General features: G+C 34.3%; 16 protein-coding genes. 7 read left to right on the forward strand and 9 right to left on the reverse strand.

Annotated features, from left to right (window positions below; all coding sequences use genetic code 11):
* The first annotated feature begins 42 nt into the window (after positions 1-42).
* Positions 43-828, forward strand: coding sequence for an amidohydrolase (locus PK35_RS13385; RefSeq protein WP_044627063.1), 786 nt, complete (start codon positions 43-45; stop codon positions 826-828).
* Here the strand turns inward: PK35_RS13385 and PK35_RS13390 are convergent.
* Together PK35_RS13390 and PK35_RS13395 are read right to left on the reverse strand one after the other, a co-directional pair.
* Positions 812-2,416: an Ig-like domain-containing domain gene (locus tag PK35_RS13390; protein ID WP_044627064.1), complete on the reverse strand. Its 1,605-nt coding sequence runs from the start codon at positions 2,414-2,416 to the stop codon at positions 812-814. The two genes, PK35_RS13385 and PK35_RS13390, sit on opposite strands and share 17 nt — an antisense overlap.
* A gap of 58 nt (positions 2,417-2,474) precedes the next feature.
* Positions 2,475-3,152, reverse strand: coding sequence for a ComF family protein (locus PK35_RS13395; RefSeq protein ID WP_044627156.1), 678 nt, complete (start codon positions 3,150-3,152; stop codon positions 2,475-2,477).
* 227 nt (positions 3,153-3,379) lie between these two features.
* Here PK35_RS13395 and PK35_RS13400 point away from each other — a divergent pair, with 227 nt between their 5' ends.
* A complete protein-coding gene (locus PK35_RS13400) occupies positions 3,380-4,924 on the forward strand; it encodes a glycine--tRNA ligase (protein WP_044627065.1) in 1,545 nt (514 codons plus the stop codon).
* Between the two features lie 92 nt (positions 4,925-5,016).
* On the opposite strand, the gene PK35_RS13405 is transcribed toward PK35_RS13400, so the two are convergent.
* Both PK35_RS13405 and PK35_RS13410 read right to left on the reverse strand, forming a co-directional pair.
* Positions 5,017-5,487: an Lrp/AsnC ligand binding domain-containing protein gene (locus PK35_RS13405; RefSeq protein WP_044627066.1), complete on the reverse strand. Its 471-nt coding sequence runs from the start codon at positions 5,485-5,487 to the stop codon at positions 5,017-5,019.
* A 223-nt stretch (positions 5,488-5,710) separates the two neighbouring features.
* Positions 5,711-7,075 carry a saccharopine dehydrogenase family protein gene (locus PK35_RS13410; protein WP_044627067.1) on the reverse strand — a complete coding sequence of 455 codons (1,365 nt, stop codon included), beginning with the start codon at positions 7,073-7,075 and terminating at the stop codon, positions 5,711-5,713.
* Positions 7,076-7,174: 99 nt separating this feature from the next.
* Here PK35_RS13410 and PK35_RS13415 point away from each other — a divergent pair, with 99 nt between their 5' ends.
* Both PK35_RS13415 and pckA read left to right on the forward strand, forming a co-directional pair.
* On the forward strand, positions 7,175-7,573 hold the full coding sequence (locus PK35_RS13415) for a DUF423 domain-containing protein (RefSeq protein ID WP_202903833.1): 399 nt from the start codon (positions 7,175-7,177) through the stop codon (positions 7,571-7,573).
* 61 nt (positions 7,574-7,634) lie between these two features.
* The gene (gene pckA / locus PK35_RS13420) at positions 7,635-9,251 is read left to right on the forward strand and encodes a phosphoenolpyruvate carboxykinase (ATP) (protein ID WP_044627069.1); all 1,617 of its coding nucleotides are present in this window, start codon (positions 7,635-7,637) and stop codon (positions 9,249-9,251) included.
* An 87-nt stretch (positions 9,252-9,338) separates the two neighbouring features.
* Here the strand turns inward: pckA and PK35_RS13425 are convergent, their stop codons facing one another.
* Genes PK35_RS13425 through PK35_RS13435 form a run of 3 tightly spaced genes read right to left on the reverse strand, consistent with a single transcriptional unit; the run spans position 9,339 to position 10,754 of the window.
* On the reverse strand, positions 9,339-9,950 hold the full coding sequence (locus PK35_RS13425; RefSeq protein ID WP_044627070.1) for an FAD-dependent oxidoreductase: 612 nt from the start codon (positions 9,948-9,950) through the stop codon (positions 9,339-9,341).
* A gap of 3 nt (positions 9,951-9,953) precedes the next feature.
* Positions 9,954-10,157 (reverse strand): hypothetical protein, encoded by a 204-nt coding sequence (locus PK35_RS13430; RefSeq protein ID WP_044627071.1) that lies wholly within the window; start codon positions 10,155-10,157, stop codon positions 9,954-9,956.
* 9 nt (positions 10,158-10,166) lie between these two features.
* On the reverse strand, positions 10,167-10,754 hold the full coding sequence (locus PK35_RS13435) for a MarC family protein (RefSeq protein ID WP_044627072.1): 588 nt from the start codon (positions 10,752-10,754) through the stop codon (positions 10,167-10,169).
* Between the two features lie 100 nt (positions 10,755-10,854).
* On the opposite strand from PK35_RS13435, the gene PK35_RS13440 reads away from it, so the two are divergent.
* The 3 genes from PK35_RS13440 (at position 10,855) to PK35_RS13450 (ending at position 15,071) form a co-directional block, all read left to right on the forward strand.
* The gene (locus tag PK35_RS13440) at positions 10,855-11,427 is read left to right on the forward strand and encodes a DUF3109 family protein (RefSeq protein ID WP_044627073.1); all 573 of its coding nucleotides are present in this window, start codon (positions 10,855-10,857) and stop codon (positions 11,425-11,427) included.
* Positions 11,428-11,993: 566 nt separating this feature from the next.
* Complete coding sequence (locus PK35_RS13445; RefSeq protein WP_044627074.1) at positions 11,994-13,268, forward strand: ribonucleotide-diphosphate reductase subunit beta; 1,275 nt, start codon at positions 11,994-11,996, stop codon at positions 13,266-13,268.
* Positions 13,269-13,271: 3 nt separating this feature from the next.
* Positions 13,272-15,071, forward strand: a complete 1,800-nt coding sequence (locus PK35_RS13450) for a ribonucleoside-diphosphate reductase subunit alpha (RefSeq protein WP_044627075.1) — start codon at positions 13,272-13,274, stop codon at positions 15,069-15,071.
* 174 nt (positions 15,072-15,245) lie between these two features.
* On the opposite strand, the gene PK35_RS13455 is transcribed toward PK35_RS13450, so the two are convergent.
* Both PK35_RS13455 and PK35_RS13460 read right to left on the reverse strand, forming a co-directional pair.
* Positions 15,246-16,106, reverse strand: a complete 861-nt coding sequence (locus PK35_RS13455) for an OmpA/MotB family protein (RefSeq protein ID WP_044627076.1) — start codon at positions 16,104-16,106, stop codon at positions 15,246-15,248.
* 87 nt (positions 16,107-16,193) lie between these two features.
* Complete coding sequence (locus PK35_RS13460) at positions 16,194-18,461, reverse strand: inorganic phosphate transporter (RefSeq protein ID WP_044627077.1); 2,268 nt, start codon at positions 18,459-18,461, stop codon at positions 16,194-16,196.
* Positions 18,462-18,566 lie beyond the last annotated feature (105 nt).

The raw sequence follows: 18,566 nt of genomic DNA on the forward strand, positions 1-18,566 counted from the left end.
TTTCATAAGTATTAGTTAGCGCTATTTTGAGTACTTTGTATTATGCAAGAAAACCTCGAAATAGCGTTAATTCAATCGGATTTAGCTTGGGAAAATCCCGAACAAAACCGAATTAATTTTACAAACTACATAGAACAACTTCCCGAAACTGTCGATGTGGTTTTACTTCCCGAAATGTTTACTACTGGTTTTACTATGAATGCGGCGCGAGTTGCCGAAACTATGCAAGGAAAAACAGTAGCTTGGATGCAACATTTGGCAGTTAAATATGATGTTGCCATTATTGGAAGCATTATTATCGAAGAAAATAACAACTTTTTTAACCGATTAATTTTTGCAAAGCCTAATGGTGATTTAGAGTGTTATAATAAACGCCACACTTTCACACTTGCTGGCGAAGACAAAGTATACACTGCGGGAAATAAAAAGCTAATAGTCGATTTTAAAGGTTGGAAAATTTGCCCTTTAATTTGTTACGATTTACGTTTTCCTGTTTGGGCAAGAAATACCGAAAATTATGATGTGTTACTTTATGTGGCTAATTGGCCAAAACCAAGAATTTCGGCTTGGGATACGCTATTGAAAGCACGAGCTATTGAAAACATGAGTTACTGCATTGGTGTAAATCGTGTAGGTAGTGATGCGCTTAATAACGAATACTGTGGGCACTCGGCCGTTTATGATGTTTTAGGTAACAACATTGAAACTTTTAGGCCCAATGAAGCAGGCGTAAAAATAGTGTCACTAAGTAAAAATCATATAGATTTATACCGAAATAAATTACGTTTTTTAAACGATATGGATGTGTTTTCTATTCAGGAAAAGTAAGCGATTCTGTAATTCCCCAATCGGCTCTAATTTCTACCTCGTTAAAATGATATACTTGCTCTGGTTGTATCTTTTTTAAGAACATACCTGGGTCGTATTGTTCATTTTTATTGGTGTCATAAATAACACGAATTAAATATTTTCCAGGAGCTAAACTTAAAAATTCAACAGGTGATTCGGTAGCAGCATAACGTTCAAATTTTACTTCACCTTTATTGTCGGTTAACTGAAAAATAAGCGGAAATTTTGCATTTATCAAAGTAAATCGAGCGAAACCAAAATCCGATTCCTTTTTTGTACTTACCGAAAATTGAAGCGTATCATTTTTATTATTAAAAAAGTCGGTAAAAGCTTCCGGTAGAATATCGATACTATATTTGTTTTCGTAGGTTTTATCGAAACGAAAGGAATAGGTATTCGTTAAGCTATCATAACTGGTTTTAAAATTAACCGTTGCCGAATCTTTATCCATCATCGACACTTTTGAAGCATCAAAATTCACAAAAGGAACATTGGCAAAAATCTTAAAATCTTCATCTAAACCAATAGTTCCCGATGGTGATTTGTTTATAATTAACGAGTCGCGTTTTTGCTCACTAATTCTGGCAGTAAAATCTTTTTCGTAGTTTTTGTTTGTTACTTTAAATAACAACGAATCTACTTTTAAGCGCGGTTTATACCAATAGTAAAGTGTATCGGCTTTTTCATCTTTGGTAATGCGATATGTAAAATCTTCTGGCGTTTCAGAAACGATGTTTATATTCATATTTTCATGACTTCCTTCGTAGCCAAAAGCAATTTTTTCGCCCGAAAATAAACGTGGTCTGGTCGCTTTAAAATCTAGAGCTTCTTTAAACAGTTTTAAGGTGTAACTACTATCGGTTGGAACGGTAATAAATTCTTTGTGAAATGCAACGTCGTCCGTTTTTTGCTGAAATTTATTGTCGCCATTATTGTCTTTTAAAGCCATAAGTAAATACTTGCCAGCTCTAATGTTTTCAATCTTAAAAGCGGTTAAACTATCTAAAGTGTTGGTAATGTATTTTGGAACTTCTTTGTAAATAATAGAATCGGTATAAGCGCTGTCAATTTCATATAACGCCACATTAACAAATGCTTCGGGTTTGGTTTGTAAGGCATCAACAATATTACCCTTTACGGTGAGCGAATCAATATAACTTCCCGTTGAAAAAACAAAGCGATAATACGGGTAGGGGTTGCCTTCATTATTATCAACAATACTATTGCCAAAGTTAAAGGCGTATGTGGTGTTAGGCGGTAAGGTGTCGTTAATTTTAATGCTAATTTTTTTGCTAGCGCTACCTTGAGGCATAATATCGGGTTTATGCTTCATGGGTGGTGAAATAATAAGTTGCTTGTCAATGTCTTTAACTTTAACGTACTCGTTAAACTCAATTTCAATTTCGTTGCCCTTAGAGTTAGTGGTAAAATTTTCGGGCGAAGACCTAACAATTTCAGGAGGTGTTTCATCTTTAGGGCCACCATCTGGCGAACCACGATTGGCACAATTAACCAAAATTAAACCAAAACTAAAGGCTAAAATTAAGTCGCGAAGCGTTTTATTCATCTAACAATAAAAATTTTTACAAACCTACATAATTTTAAGGTTATAACGCCAAACTAGTTTAGGCTATTGCCATGGTAGCAATACTTATTTTTAAGTTTTCGGCTTGGTTTAATACATTTATACAAGCTTCTAAAGTTGCGCCGGTGGTAATTATATCGTCTACCAATAAAATATGTTTGTTTTTAATACTAGCCTTATTCTTTAGTGCAAAAAGTTGTTGGTTATCATTCCAACGTAAAATACGTTCTTTGGTGGTTTGAGATGTTGTGTTGGTTATTTTTAAAAGCACATCATTGCGGTAGTCGGCATTTAAGGCTGTGGCTAGTTGTTTACCAAATTTTGCAACCTGATTGTAACCACGTTTTTTGAGTTTGTTTTTATGAAGCGGGACAGGTATCACAACATCAATATTTTGGTAAGCTTTAATGTTTTTAAGTTCGCCGCCCAACCAATTCCCTAAAACCACACCAATATTTTCGTGTCCTTTATATTTTAACCCGTGAATAAGTTGTTGCACTAATCCTTTTTTTTGAAATCTAAAAAGAGCCGTACCGTGTTCTATTTTAGCTCTTCCGTAAAGCACTTTTTTTACCGTATCGTCATCGGTAAAATGAAAATTAGTAACCGGTAAATCGTGTCTGCATGTGGTGCAAATACTAACTTCGTTGTCGTGAAGCAAGTTTTGGCAAGCGTAACACACTTCAGGAAAAAATAAATTTACTAGGTTTTTTAGCATAATTTTTTTGGCATTACCCCGCTTTAGCGCGGTCGGGCTTTTCGTTGCAATCTTTTGCTTAGGCAAAAGGATTTTCACTGCAATCCCTAATGCACTTTATCAATACATTTTGAAATTCTTAAAAAGATTTTAGCATTAGTAATCCAATATAAATAATAATTTATGAATTTGCATCAAATTTTATTAAACAAGAGTAATAGTTAATTTCGGTTTTATATTTTTGCAGCATGGCAAATCAAGATGATCAATTTAAGAAGGTTATATCGCATGCAAAGGAATACGGTTATGTATTTCAAAGTAGCGAAATTTACGACGGTTTAAGTGCCGTTTACGACTATGCACAAAATGGTGCAGAATTAAAGAAAAATATACGCGACTACTGGTGGAAAGCCATGGTGCAAATGAATGAAAATATTGTGGGTATAGACGCTGCAATTTTTATGCACCCAACCACTTGGAAAGCTTCGGGACACGTTGATGCGTTTAACGACCCGTTAATTGATAATAAAGACTCTAAAAAACGCTATCGCGCCGATGTTTTAATTGAAGACTACTGTGCTAAAATTGAAGCAAAAATTGAAAAAGAGGTTAAAAAGGCCGAAAAGCGTTTTGGTGATGCGTTTAATAAAGAAGAATTTGTAAGTACTAACGGGCGCGTTTTAGGTTATCAAGAAAAAATTGATACCACACTTTCGCGTATGGCAAAATCGTTAGAAAACGAAGATTTAGCTGACGTTAAAGCCTTAATTGAAGAGTTAGACATAGCAGATCCGTTAACGGGAAGTAAAAATTGGACTGATGTTAAGCAGTTTAATCTCATGTTTGGTACCAAACTTGGTGCTTCTGCCGAAAGTGCAATGGATTTATACCTGCGCCCAGAAACGGCTCAAGGTATTTTTGTAAACTTTTTAAACGTGCAAAAAACGGGACGCATGAAAATTCCGTTTGGTATTGCGCAAACAGGTAAAGCCTTTAGAAACGAAATTGTTGCAAGACAATTTATATTTAGAATGCGTGAGTTCGAACAAATGGAGATGCAGTTTTTTATTAAACCAGGCACTCAAAAAGAGTGGTACGAACACTGGAAAGAAACACGCTTAAAATGGCATTTAAGTTTAGGTATGGGCGAAGATTTATATCGTTTTCATGATCATGAAAAATTAGCACATTATGCCGATGCCGCTGCCGATATTGAATTTAAATTTCCATTTGGATTTAAAGAATTAGAAGGCATTCACTCGCGTACCGATTTCGATTTAAGTCAGCATGAAAAATTCTCAGGTAAAAAATTACAGTATTTCGATCCTGAAGAAAATAAAAGCTACGTGCCTTACGTGTTAGAAACATCAATTGGTTTAGACCGTATGTTTTTAGCGGTATTCTCTAATTCGTTACAAGAAGAAGAATTAGAAAATGGTACAACAAGAACTGTTTTAAAATTGCCAAGTGTTTTAGCACCTGTAAAAGCAGCGATTTTACCATTAGTTAAAAAAGATGGTTTGCCAGATGTGGCTCGTAAAATTGTTGAGGACTTAAAATGGGATTTCAACGTGATTTACGATGAAAAGGATGCTGTTGGGCGTCGTTACAGAAGACAAGATGCAAACGGAACACCGTTCTGTATCACCGTAGATCATGATACTTTAGAAGATAACACGGTAACCATTCGTCATAGAGATTCAATGGAGCAAGAACGTGTTAAAATTGAAGATTTACGCAACATTATTAAGAAAGATGTTGATGTGCGTAATTGGCTCATGAAAATGAAATAATACATTCTCGTGCAAGCGGGAATCCTTTTAATAAAAAACAAAACCCTGAGTGATTTTCTCAGGGTTTTGTTTTTTATGAATATATTGTAGGTTTATACCTTCACCTGTCTATCAATTTGTTGTTCTAAAGATATTAAAGATTCGGTTCTAGAAACACCGTTAATAGGTTGTATTTCCTTATTAAGTAAATGCATTAAATGGTTATTGTCTAAACTTAAAACCTTAATAAAAAGACTGTAATTTCCTGTTGTATAATGACATTCTACCACCTCAGGAATACGTTTTAAGGCGTTTACAACACTGTCGCTATCGGCAGCTTTATCTAAATAAATACCAACAAATGCTAGGGTTGAAAAACCTAAAATTTTGGGATCGATAATAAATTTTGATCCGGCTAATAATTGCGATTTTTCTAATTTGCGTAAACGTTGATGAATGGCAGCTCCCGAAATACCTACGTTACGAGCAATTTCTAAAATTGGCGTTCTGGCATCTTGCATTAAGGCTCGAAGTATTTTTTTATCGATACCGTCAATGGTTATGGTTTTTGTTTTCTTTTTCATATGGTTTTAAACTAAAACATAAATATAATAGTTTTGTTTTAATTTGAAACTAAAATTGCGTTAGGGATTGCAGTGGAAATCCTTTTTACGTGTATTTAAACTTGATTATTAAATATGCTTTTAAGTTTGTTTTTGGTTGAAGCATTACAAAACTAGTTCGGACTGTTTAGTAAAAAGATTGTAACGAAAAGCCCGACCCCTTGTGGGTAACGCCCAATAATGACTAAATATTTAAAGGATTGTATCCTAAATAAGGCACGTCTTTTTCGTTGAATGAAATGCCAAACGACTGCAATTCGTTTAAAATGGGCTCGTAAATGTTTTTAGAAATAGGAATTTGAACCCCAACATCGGTTATTTTACCGTTTAAAATAGCAAGTGTAGCCATGGCTACTGGCAAACCAACTGTTTTAGCCATGGCGGTATAAGTTTGGTCTTCGCCTAAAACTACCATGTTGGCATCAATTTGGTGTTTTTTACCTGCTTTTTCATAGCCAAATTTATGATACATCACAATCATATCTTTGTCGTTTTTTGCTAACGACCAACTATCGGTTAAAATCTTTTGCAATATTTGCGCAGGTGTTGCATGCTCCAACCCAACTTTTTTGGTGGTACTAAAAAGGTCAAGTTCTACGAGCTTGTCCCAAACAATATCATCTTGATCGATTTTAAGCTGATGGCGAAGTTTTAACTCCACAGAATCTGTAGGGCTGTATGGAAGAAACAGATTGGTGAAATCGCGGTAGCTCATGTCTTGGCTGTTATCGATAACATAGCTGTCGTCGGTCATTCCAAGTGTTACAAACATATTCCAAGCACGACTAAAACCCACACGACGCATGGTTCCTCGATACAGTGTTTTTACATTTTGTAATCCGTAAGCCGCTTGGTATTTCAACGAATCTCTATTCGCATAAACCTCAAACCTTCCAAAGCCATCAATATCTAAAAATTCGGTGCGCCTAAACAAACGGTTATACGGTATGTATTTATAGGTGCCTTCCTGTAAAAACTTTGCAGCGCCACCTTGTCCTGCCAGCACAACATTTCTAGGATTCCAGGTAAATTTGTAATTCCATAAATTGTTGTCGTTTTCGGGAGTGACTAAACCGCCTGTAAACGATTCGAAAAGAATAACCTTGCCGCCATCGTCCCGAATACGATCTAGAACTTGCATTGCACTCATGTGGTCAATTCCGGGATCTACTCCAATTTCGTTTAAAAGGATAATATTTTTGGCTACGGCATCATCGTGTAGGGCTTGCATTTCTGGACTAACGTAAGATGCTGTTACCATGGGTTTGCCAAGCGAAACACAATCTTTTGCCACTTGAATATGAAAACGTGCTGGAAGCATAGACACTACAATATCGGCATCTTTTATGGCTTTTGTACGCGATTCATTATCAAAAACATCTAAACAAATGGCTCTAGCGTTTTTATGATATTGAGTAGCTTTTTGCGCGCTTTCAAGGTTTAAATCGCCTATTGTAATGAGGAGTTTTTCAGCTTCAGATTTATCGAGTAAATATTTCTGCAAATAAGCTGTCGATTTTCCAGAACCTATGATTAAAATCTTTCGCATTTCGAGTTTTGTTGAGTAATTTTGTGATGACGGTATTCAAAAAAAAGTGTTTCGAATTTATCAATAAAAATAAGTTTTTGTTGAAGATATTTTATAAAAATGACTAGAAAAATTTTAATTACGGCAGCCTTACTAGGCTTGATAAGTATTATTTTAGGAGCTTTTGGTGCTCATGGATTAAAGAAATTAATTTCGGAAGAAGCTGTGCAAACCTTCGAAACAGGTGTAAAATACCAAATGTATCACGCCTTGTTTCTATTGTTTATAGCGCAAACAAATTATCTTTCAGATAAAATGAAACGTATTATTTTTTATTTGGTACTTGTTGGAGTTATTTTCTTTTCGGGCTCTATTTATGGCTTAGCGACTAATAATTTATCGGGGTTTAATTTTAAATCTATTGGTTTTATTACGCCTATTGGCGGTTTGCTACTAATTTTGGCTTGGGTATTTCTTTTAGTTGCTATTTTGAGAAATTATCAAAAAAACACTATTTAAAAAGTTAATTTACAAATAAAAATTATAGTTTTGCTTTTATAATTTAATTTTAAGTGAAATTATGGAAACCTACAAACAAGTTACGAAAACGATTTCGTTAGAAAAGTACGGTATAAAAAATGCCGATGTAAATTATCAATTATCTCCTGAAGTTTTGCATGACATTTCTATCGAAAAAGGTATGGGTGTTGAAGCAAATTCTGGTGCTTTAGCTGTAAATACGGGTGAATTTACAGGACGCTCCCCAAAAGATCGTTTTATAGTAAAAGATGCCATTACCGAAGATAAAATTTGGTGGGGAAATGTAAATATTCCGTTTGAATCTGATGATTTTGATAAGTTGTATGATAAAGTTGTTAGTTATCTTTCTGAAAAAGAGTTATTTGTTCGCGATTGTTACGCCTGCGCAGATAAAAATTACAAACTAAATATTAGAGTTATAAACGAATATCCGTGGAGCAACATGTTTGCAAGTAACATGTTTTTACGTTTAAATGAAGACGAATTGGATACGTTCACACCCGAATGGACTATTGTAAATGCTCCAGGTTTTAAGGCTATTCCTGAAGAAGATAACACACGTCAACATAATTTTGCTATTTTAAACTTTACAAGAAAAATTGCTTTAATTGGCGGTACTGGCTATACTGGCGAAATTAAAAAAGGTATTTTTTCAGCTTTAAACTTTATTTTACCAGTTTATAAGGAAACTTTACCCATGCATTGTAGTGCAAATGTTGGGAAAGATGGCGATGCAGCTATATTTTTCGGGTTGTCTGGTACAGGAAAAACAACCTTGTCTACCGACCCAAACAGAAGTTTAATAGGGGATGATGAACATGGTTGGACTAAAGAAAATACGGTGTTTAATTTTGAAGGCGGATGTTATGCTAAGGTGATTAACCTTTCGGAAGAGAAAGAGCCAGAAATTTTCAATGCCATTAAGCAAGGTGCTATCCTTGAAAACGTAATACTAGATGATGCTGGTACAGTCAATTTTGCAAATACTTGTATAACCCAAAATACGCGCGTAAGTTATCCTATTCATCATATTGAAAATATTTGCAAGCCATCAATAGGTAAAAATCCGAAGAATATATTCTTTTTAACGGCTGATGCTTTTGGAGTAATTCCGCCAATATCGAAACTTACACCTAGTCAGGCCGCTTATCATTTTATTTCGGGTTATACAGCAAAAGTTGCTGGTACCGAAGCAGGTGTAGTCGAGCCAGTGCCGTCGTTTTCGGCTTGTTTTGGAGCGCCTTTTATGCCATTGCATCCATCAAAATATGCCGAAATGCTCAGTAAAAAAATGGTAGACGCTGGCGTAAATGTTTGGTTGGTAAATACGGGTTGGACTGGTGGTCCTTACGGTGTTGGTAAACGCATGGAGCTTAAGTATACGCGCGCCATGATAAATGCTGTTTTAAATGGCGATTTAGGGTTGTATAATTACGACGATTATCACATTCATTCGGTTTTTGGTGTGGCACAACCAAGATCCTGTCCTGGAGTACCAACAAGTGTATTAAGCCCGAGACAAACCTGGAACGACGACCAAGCGTATTACACCATGGCATTTAAATTAACCAATGCATTTAGAGAGAATTTTAAAAAATACGAAGCCTTTTGTAGCGAAGAAATTCGTCGTGGCGGACCGCAGCGTTATGCGTTTTAATTAAGAAGATAAAAACTAGGTATTGTTAAAAATAAAAAACGGTGAAACTTAAAAAGTTCACCGCTTTTTTATTGATTTAGTTTAAAATTAAACACCTTCAATTTTATCGTGTACTTTAGTGTGTTTGCCACCGTTCCAAAGGGTTAAAATATCGGTGGCCACATGTGCGCCACTACCGCTTGCTATGGCAAACTGACTGCGCCAACCCGCTAATGTGCCAGCAACATATAAGTTTTCTTCAATTAAATGGTCGTTGTTTTTTAACCAAATTCTATTTTTTTCAGCGGCTGCTCTTGGGTGTGCTTCAATAAATTGATCCAAGCCTTTAATGGTGAATAAATTGGTGTAACCAACAGCTATAATTACAATGTGGCTTTTATAAGTGTTTTTGTTAGTTTTTACGGTAAAGCCATCGTTCGTTTTAAAAACTTCTAAAACTTTTTCTTTGTCTATTTGTTCAATTTCTGGGTATAACTCACTTAATTGCGATTTACCATCTTCTAAAATAGATGCGCCAGTTGTACCAGGAGCTAAACCTAAAACATTATTAAATAAAGCGGTTTGTAAATGCGATGTTTTTTGGTGGGCTATAATAGCAACCTTTTTATTTTTAGCAAAAGGTTTTTGTAAGCCCGAGCCTAAAACTAGGGCGCAAGATAAGCCTGCGGCACCACCACCAATAATTAATGCGTCGAACATAGTTTACTTCTTTTCTTTTACCTTTTTTTCAATTTGTTTCGATATTCTTAAAATAGTCATTAACAAAATAGCGCACAATCCAGCTACAATAGTAATTAAAGCAATCATGCTTTCGCCTGTAAAAGGTGCATCAACATCTACTTTTGTAATATTAAAAATAACGAGTCCTAAAGCAAGAATACTTATTACGTATGTGAAAATTTTCATTTTAATAATTTAAACAATATCAAATAAGGCTTTAATATTGTGGGTAAATAATTTTACGGCAATAGCAAGTAGTACAACGCCAAATACTTTTCTAATAATATTTATACCATTGGCACCTAAAATACGCTCAATTTTTGCCGATGTTTTTAAAACAATAAAAATAATAATAACATTTAATATAACGGCAACAATAATGTTTTCGGTGCTAAATTCCGCGCGAAGCGAAAGTAGCGTTGTTAAACTTCCAGGGCCAGCAATTAATGGGAATGCCAAAGGGAAAACAGTGGCAGTCATTGCGTTGTGTTCTTCTTCTTTGTAAAGGGTAATGCCTAAAATCATTTCTAAGGCAATAAAAAATAGTATAAAGGCACCAGCAACGGCAAACGAGTTAACGTCTATACCAATAAGGTTTAATATACTTTTTCCTAAAAACAGAAATACAATGAGTATAACACCAGCAATTATGGATGCTTTTTCGCTTTGTATGTGGCCAGCTTTTTTGCGTAAATCTATTACAATGGGTATGTTTCCTATAATATCAATTACTGCAAATAGTACCATAAAAGCAGTAAATATCTCTTTAAAATTAAGTTGCATTTTTTTTGGTTTTAAATTTTCGGCAAAAGTAGTATATAAAAGTTAATAAAGTTGAAGCTATTATTAACTATTTTTGCGGCATATTAAATTTTGGAAAATAATGTTTCAGTTAGGAAAAACCATAGTTTCGGAAGATGTTTTAGAAAAAGATTTTGTTTGTAATTTAAATGCATGCAAAGGGGCATGTTGTATTGATGGTGATGCTGGTGCGCCTTTAAATTTGGAAGAAACCAAAATTTTAGAAGAGATATATCCTAAAGTAAAACCTTTTTTAAGAAAAGAAGGGGTAGAAGCTATTGAAAAACAGGGTACTTTTATAACTACCGAAGATGATGAACTTGAAACACCACTTATTAATGGTGCCGACTGCGCTTACGTGATTTTTGATGACAGTAATACCGCGCTTTGTGCTATTGAAGAAGCGTATAACCAAGGTGAAGTAGATTGGAAAAAACCAGTGTCGTGCCATTTGTATCCTATAAGAGTACAAGATTACACCGAATTTTCGGCGGTAAATTATCACAAGTGGCAAATTTGTGACGATGCTTGCGAGTTAGGAGAAGAATTAGGCGTGCCCGTTTATAAATTTGTAAAAGAAGCCTTAATTAGAAAATTTGGAGCCGATTGGTATGCCGAATTAGAGAAAATTGCTGCCAAAAAAAACGAAAAATAATAACCCGATTTCATGTGTTTTTAATAGGTGTAAATTGAAGTTGTTTTTAGGTGTTTTTTTAAAGATAAAATCCCTTTAAAATTCACTTGTAGATACACTTTTTTTAAGTCTTTTTTTCGAGTTAATTTTAAAGGATTAAATTGTTGAAATTTAATTTTTTTCGCTTCAAATTTCAGGTTATCAAATTTTTTTAAAATTAAATTGACTTCAAAATTTATTAAATCCCTAATTTTAATGTAAAATTTTGAAAATCAAATAAATAAATCGTTGTTTTAGATGGTTTTTAATACTGAAAATAGCCGTTGTTAAAAACTTGTTAACAACGTTTATTAAAACCGCTTTCATTTTTAAACACAATTATCAATCTTTGTTGTAGGCAAAAAAAGTAAAATTTTTGGTCGGTTATTTGGGTAAAAAAGAGACTGAAAATTAGCTTTTGCGAAAGCCCCCAATCGATCCTCATTTTTAGGAGCACAAAAAACACATTTTTTAACGAAATAACTAAACTGAATAACCAAAATTAAGCAGTTATTCTAATGGTATTTTAGTCTGTAAATTTAAGTATTATGGAAATTACACAAATTATTAAGCGAGATTACGAAACAGCGCCGTTTGTTTTAAATAAGATTTCAAATGCCATAGAAAAGGCTATGATTTCTGTTGGTAATGGCTCTAAAGAAGACGCCAAAGAAATTTCCGAAAAAGTTTTACAAACTTTAACAGATAGAAAAGCTAACGATAGTAATTATGTGCCAACTGTAGAAGAGGTTCAAGATATTGTTGAAGATAAATTAATGGGTAGCGAATTTCACGACGTTGCCAAAGCTTACATTCTTTACAGAAACGAACAGGCTAGAAACAGAAAGACTAATATTTTTGAAAAGCGTATTAACTTAAAGCCTTACGAATACCCAGCGCTTTATGAATATGTTGATGCCATTAGGCATTCGTACTGGATTCATAGTGAATTTAACTTTACTAGCGATATTCAAGATTTTAAAACACGACTTACCGTTGTAGAGCAAAACGCTATAAAAAATACCATGTTAGCTATTTCGCAAATAGAGGTAGCTGTAAAGACTTTTTGGGGCGATATTTACCAAAAAATGCCAAAGCCAGAAATTGGTTCGGTAGGTTCTACGTTTGCCGAGAGTGAAGTGCGTCACCATGATGCTTATTCGCATTTATTAGAAATTTTAGGATTAAACAACGAGTTTAAAAACCTTAAAAAGAAACCCGTAGTAATGCAGCGTGTTCACTTTTTAGAAACCGCACTTAAAAATGCTAAAAGTGAAGACGATCAAGAATATGCAGAATCAATTTTATTATTCTCTTTATTTATTGAGCACGTATCGTTATTCTCTCAATTTTTAATAATTATGGCATTCAATAAACATAAAAATATGCTTAAAGGTATATCGAATGTTGTTGAAGCAACCTCAAAAGAAGAGCAAATTCACGGCGATTTTGGTATCGATATTATTAGAATAATTAAAGATGAAAACCCAACGTGGTTTGGTGAAGAACATAACACAAAGGTTCAAGAATTATGTAAAGAAGCTTTTGAATCGGAAAGTAAAATTGTAGACTGGATTTTTGAAGCAGGCGAATTAGATTTCTTACCAAAAGATGTGATTAACGAGTTTATTAAAAACAGATTTAACAACTCGTTAGAAAGTATAGGAATTGATAAAATTTTCGATATAAACCAATCATTAATAGCTCAAACCGAATGGTTTGATGACGAGATAATAGGCACCAAACACGGAGATTTCTTCGTAAAACGCTCTATAAATTATAGTAAAAGAACCAAAAGTATAACAAGCGACGACTTATTTTAAAACATGAACGAACACGCAAATCCAGACATCAAAAACGCTCAAGTAGAAGCCGAGGCTGCTTCAAAATACGATGAGTTATTAAAAGCAAGAAAAGAAGCTAGACAAGAAACAGCTGCTAAACAACAACCAGAAATTAAATGGTTAACCGAGCACAGTCGTAAATTTTTATCGTCGGGTTATCTTACCGAGGATACTACGCCAGAAGAGCGTATTTTAGAAATTGCGCAACGTGCCGAAGATATTTTGAAAATAGACGGATTTGCCGATAAGTTTTATGGCTATATGGCCGAAGGGTATTACTCGTTAGCATCACCTGTTTGGTCTAACTTTGGTAAAAAACGCGGTTTGCCAATTAGCTGTTTTGGGTCGCATGTGTCAGACGATATGGGTGATATTTTATACACGCAATCGGAAGTTGGAATGATGTCGAAATTAGGTGGTGGTACTTCTGGATATTTTGGTAAATTACGTCACCGTGGTGCGCCTGTAAAAAACAATGGCGAGTCGTCTGGAGCGGTACACATTATGCAATTGTTTGAAAAAATGGTTGATGTAGTGAGTCAAGGTTCTGTAAGACGTGGTCGCTTTTCCCCATATTTACCTATCGATCATAGCGATATTAATGAGTTTTTAGAAATTGGTACCGAAGGTAATCCAATTCAAGAACTTACCCATGGTGTAACCGTTGGTAACGAGTGGATGCAAGAAATGATTGATGGCGATGTTGAAAAGCGTACACTTTGGGCTAAAATTTTACAACGTAGAGGTGAAATAGGATATCCTTATATTTTCTTTAGAGACAATGCCAATAACAATGCGGCCGATGTTTATAGAGATAAAGGACATGAAATTTATGCAAGTAACTTATGTAGCGAAATTATGCTACCTACAAACGAAAAATGGTCGTTTGTATGTGTGTTATCGTCAATAAACTTGTTACATTACGACAAATGGAAAGATACCGATGCGGTTGAAACCATGATTTATTTCCTTGATGCTGTTTTAGAAGAATTCATCACAAAATTAGAAGTGTATAGAGACTCGCCGAACCGCGACGACCAACAAACCTTCTTATTTATGGAACGTGCTTATAACTTTGCTAAAGAAAACAGAGCTTTAGGAATGGGCGCATTAGGATGGCACTCGTACTTACAAAGTAAAATGTTATCGTTCGATAGTCAAGAAGCCTTTAACTTAAACAGCGAAATTTTTAAAACAATAAAAGAGCGTTCTATTAAAGCTTCAGAAGAGTTAGCCAAGTTATTTGGTGAGCCAGAAGTTTTAAAAGGTTATGGCAGACGTAATACAACCTTAAATGCTATTGCACCAACAACGTCTTCAGCGTTTATTTTAGGTCAAGTATCACAAGGTATCGAGCCAATATGGTCTAATAGTTATGTAAAAGATATTGCTAAAATAAAAACAACCATTAAAAACCCGTTTTTATTAAATCTGTTAGAAGAAAAAGGAATGAACACCAACGAAGTTTGGAAGAGTATTCGCGATTACGATGGATCTGTACAGCATCTTGACTTTTTAACCGAGCATGAAAAGGATGTGTTTAAAACCTATTCTGAAATCGATCAGTTAACTATTATTTACCAAGCTGCAAACCGCCAAAACCATATCGATCAAGGGCAATCTATAAACATTATGGTGCACCCAGATATGCCAGTAAAAGATATTAATAAAATTTACGTTACAGCTTGGAAATTAGGTATAAAATCGCTGTACTATCAACACAGTATGAATGCAGCGCAAAAATTCAAACAGAAAAAAGAGTGTACTAGCTGTGAAGGTTAATACAAAAGTGTTATGGATTTTAAAAAAGCATCTCAATTTTTTGAGATGCTTTTTTTATTTAAAAGATATAATGTAACGCGTGATAATGCAATTACAAGGTACTAAAAAGCCCTGTAAGGTTCAAAAAACCTCACAAGGCGATGTTCAATGGAATATGAGTGACTAATTTCTAATTTAATCCAAAATATTTTCTGCCAAAGTACTATCGTTATCTGCCATTAAAGCAAAAAACTTATCGATGTTTGGTAAAATTATAATACGAGTTCTTCTGTTTTTTGCTCTATCTTCGGCGTTGTCGTTGCTGGCAATAGGCTGGTAACTACTTCTACCAGAAGCAATCATTTTATCAGGAGAAACGTTGTATTGATCTTGTAATTTTCTAACTACCGATGTGGCTCTTAAAACACTTAAATCCCAGTTATCTGATACTTTAGCCGTATTAATTGTTCTAGCATCGGTATGGCCTTCAATCATCACATCTAAACTAGGTTCAGAGTTTATTACATCGGCAAGTTTTTTAAGTACGTTATCGGCTTTATTGCTTAAACGGTAGCTTCCGGTGTTAAATAACATATTGTCTGCAATAGATATCATTACAACAGTTTCGTTAATATCTACCGCAAAATCTTCATCTTCGTTAATATTATTGTCGTTAATGGCTTTTTCAAGATTGTAAGCCACAGCTAAATTCATAGAATCTTTTAGGGTTTTAGCTTTGCTTAATTTGCTCGCATCAACGTGTTTTAACGTGGCTCTCATTTGCGTTTTGGCATCGTTCGATATAAGTGTGCCATTTTGCGAAACTTCTAGCTTAGCATCGCTTTCTTCTTTAAGAGACATTATTTTATTGTTGTAATTGGCAACACGAGCTTCAATTTTCGCAAATTTAGCCTCAAGGTCTTCTTTAGCAACTTTAGTTTTTAGTAGTTCGCTTTTTATTTCACCATTTTCTTGTTGTAGTGCTACATATTTTTTCTTTGAAACACATGACACGGTAAAAATGGTTGCTAATAATAAAACTGAAAAGTTCTTCATAATAATTTAATCTTAATGGTTTGTAATACTTACGAAGCAAAACCATTTATAGATGTTTAAATTATTATTTTAAGAATATTTTAGGAGTTATTCTTTTATGGTTGCAGGCTCAACAGAGTCGTCGTGAGCACTGTAATATTCTTCTAAAAGTGTCATCATTGCCTTGAGTAAATCTTTGGTTTCTAATAAAATACTAAAATACAATGTCGTATTTTTAGGGCTCGATTCTTCGGTGCGTGTGCGCTCAACTTGTTTTTGTATTTTGTCGTTAAGTAAATTAAAAATCTCTTGTTTTTTACTTAAAACGATGCCTATTTCTTCAAAAGAATGCGAATTAAATGATGTTTTAGTACTTTCAAATAGGTTTTCTAAAACTTTATCAACCTCTTTTAATTCTTTAATTTGAGTGAATTTTAACTTTTTATGATTGTTATTTACATGCTTATAACTCACATTTGAAATGTATTCGAGCGACTGCGTAATATCTTGTAAATGACTTAATATGGTAATGTAAAAGTTACTTGCTGTAGCACTTGGTTCGTCTAATTTTTTAATAAAATAGAAGATGTTATCACGAAGTTCTTCAATTTCTTCCGATAGTTTATTAATGTTGTTTTTATTCTTTTTAAGCTGTTTTAAGTTGTGGGTAGCCAAACCGTTTATAGCGCCACTGTAAATTTTGTTGCCACGTTTTACTACGTTAGCAATATTATTAGCACTTTCAACAATAACACCTTGTGTAGAGCTACTTTCTGCTTTTTTAAGACTGTCTTCAGCTTTTTGTTCTTTAGCCTTTTTACTATGTACAATAGAGTTTCTAATTAAAAGAATAACCGCAATAGTTAATAAGGCAGTTAACGCATAACCGCGCCCATAAAATAAAATTAATGCCATAACTGCGGCTGCTACAAAAGCACTTAAAGCAGTAAAAAACCAACCACCAATTACATTAAGTACACCAGCAACACGATAAACAGCACTTTCGCTGCCCCAAGCTCTGTCGGCTAACGAGGTTCCCATAGCAACCATAAAAGTTACGTAAGTTGTAGAAAGCGGTAGTTTCATTGAGGTTGCAATAGAAATTAATACACTTGCAACCATTAGGTTTACGGCAGCTCGAACTAAATCGAATGCTGGTAAATCTTCCTTTTTTATTACTGTTGAAACCACTGGTTTTTTAAACTGTTGTTCAATTTTTTGTTTAAATGAATTAGGTAGCATGTTATTAAAACCTTCGGAAGCTACGATGCTATATCGAACAATACTTCTTGATAAAAAGTTGGGTTCAAAACGTTCTGAGCCTTCATCTTGACGCGATAAATCAACCGATGTTTTTACAACCGCACGAGCTTTACTAGAAAACCATAAGGTTAACACCATAATAATACCTGCAATTAAAAGTAAATATGGTTTGGTTTGCACAGGTTCGCTAAGCGCCACCATAGGGAAATGCTGTGGTAAAATATTAGTAACCGACCAAGCTTCGTATGAGTTAAATGCCGCAATGGGTACACCAATAAAGTTTACTAAGTCGTTACCAGCAAAGGCAACTGCAAGAGCAAAAGTACCTACAACAATAATAATTTTATAAATATTACTTTTTAAAGTCACCATAGCAACGTACGATAGAATGGTGAAAACAACAAAGCCAATGGCAAGAAGCGCAAGCGGATTTCCTGTTATTACGGCTTTAATAGAATCGTTCATAAACGTGGCGTTTTTTATCCCTTTTATAAGGATAAAATACATGATAGACGTAATAGCGAAACCACTAAAAACAGCACCAAATATTTTTGGTTTACTATTAAAATTGAAAGACAATAATAACCTGGAAACAAATTGAATTAGGGCACCAATACTAAAGGCTACAACAACCGATAGTAAAATACCAAGTATAATTTCAATGGCTTTTTCGTTGTTAATATAGTTTCCTAAGTTTAAAATAGATTGAGAATCATCGGCCGAAATTTTCATAATGGCAATACACACCGAAGCGCCTAAAAGCTCGAAAACAATAGAAACTGTGGTCGATGTAGGTAAACCCATGGTGTTAAAAAAGTCGAGTAGAAGGATATCGGTAAGCATAACGGCCATGAAAATAATCATGATCTCGTCGAACATAAATTCGCTAGGGTTAAAAATACCTTTACGCGCTACTTCCATCATTCCGCTAGAAGACATGGCGCCAATAGCAACACCTAAACTAGCTACAATCATAATGGTTTTAAACGAAACGGCTTTAGAGCCAATAGCTGAATTTAGAAAATTAACAGCATCGTTACTAACTCCAACAACTAAATCGGCAGCCGCTAATACTGCTAAAGCTACCAACATATAGATGTAAATATCTCCCATAAAACTATTAAATATTATTAGGCAAATGTCTCATTTTAAATTGAACTCTATGTTAACCAAATGTTATGTTCTTTTATAATGCTTACTTAAATTATACTGTTTTTA

Origin of the sequence: Neotamlana nanhaiensis, from assembly GCF_000943555.1 — a bacterium.
GTDB lineage: Bacteria > Bacteroidota > Bacteroidia > Flavobacteriales > Flavobacteriaceae > Neotamlana > Neotamlana nanhaiensis.

Bases quoted from the DNA above. Each gene is read 5' to 3' on its own strand.
- PK35_RS13460 (WP_044627077.1), bottom strand. From the start codon at position 18,461: ATGGGAGATATTTACATCTATATGTTGGTAGCTTTAGCAGTATTAGCG.
- PK35_RS13435 (WP_044627072.1), bottom strand. From the start codon at position 10,754: ATGCAACTTAATTTTAAAGAGATATTTACTGCTTTTATGGTACTATTT.
- PK35_RS13395 (WP_044627156.1), bottom strand. From the start codon at position 3,152: ATGCTAAAAAACCTAGTAAATTTATTTTTTCCTGAAGTGTGTTACGCT.
- PK35_RS13410 (WP_044627067.1), bottom strand. From the start codon at position 7,075: ATGCGAAAGATTTTAATCATAGGTTCTGGAAAATCGACAGCTTATTTG.
- PK35_RS13405 (WP_044627066.1), bottom strand. From the start codon at position 5,487: ATGAAAAAGAAAACAAAAACCATAACCATTGACGGTATCGATAAAAAA.
- PK35_RS13450 (WP_044627075.1), top strand. From the start codon at position 13,272: ATGAACGAACACGCAAATCCAGACATCAAAAACGCTCAAGTAGAAGCC.
- PK35_RS13455 (WP_044627076.1), bottom strand. From the start codon at position 16,106: ATGAAGAACTTTTCAGTTTTATTATTAGCAACCATTTTTACCGTGTCA.
- PK35_RS13390 (WP_044627064.1), bottom strand. From the start codon at position 2,416: ATGAATAAAACGCTTCGCGACTTAATTTTAGCCTTTAGTTTTGGTTTA.
- PK35_RS13385 (WP_044627063.1), top strand. From the start codon at position 43: ATGCAAGAAAACCTCGAAATAGCGTTAATTCAATCGGATTTAGCTTGG.
- pckA (WP_044627069.1), top strand. From the start codon at position 7,635: ATGGAAACCTACAAACAAGTTACGAAAACGATTTCGTTAGAAAAGTAC.
- PK35_RS13415 (WP_202903833.1), top strand. From the start codon at position 7,175: ATGACTAGAAAAATTTTAATTACGGCAGCCTTACTAGGCTTGATAAGT.
- PK35_RS13445 (WP_044627074.1), top strand. From the start codon at position 11,994: ATGGAAATTACACAAATTATTAAGCGAGATTACGAAACAGCGCCGTTT.
- PK35_RS13425 (WP_044627070.1), bottom strand. From the start codon at position 9,950: ATGTTCGACGCATTAATTATTGGTGGTGGTGCCGCAGGCTTATCTTGC.
- PK35_RS13400 (WP_044627065.1), top strand. From the start codon at position 3,380: ATGGCAAATCAAGATGATCAATTTAAGAAGGTTATATCGCATGCAAAG.
- PK35_RS13440 (WP_044627073.1), top strand. From the start codon at position 10,855: ATGTTTCAGTTAGGAAAAACCATAGTTTCGGAAGATGTTTTAGAAAAA.
- PK35_RS13430 (WP_044627071.1), bottom strand. From the start codon at position 10,157: ATGAAAATTTTCACATACGTAATAAGTATTCTTGCTTTAGGACTCGTT.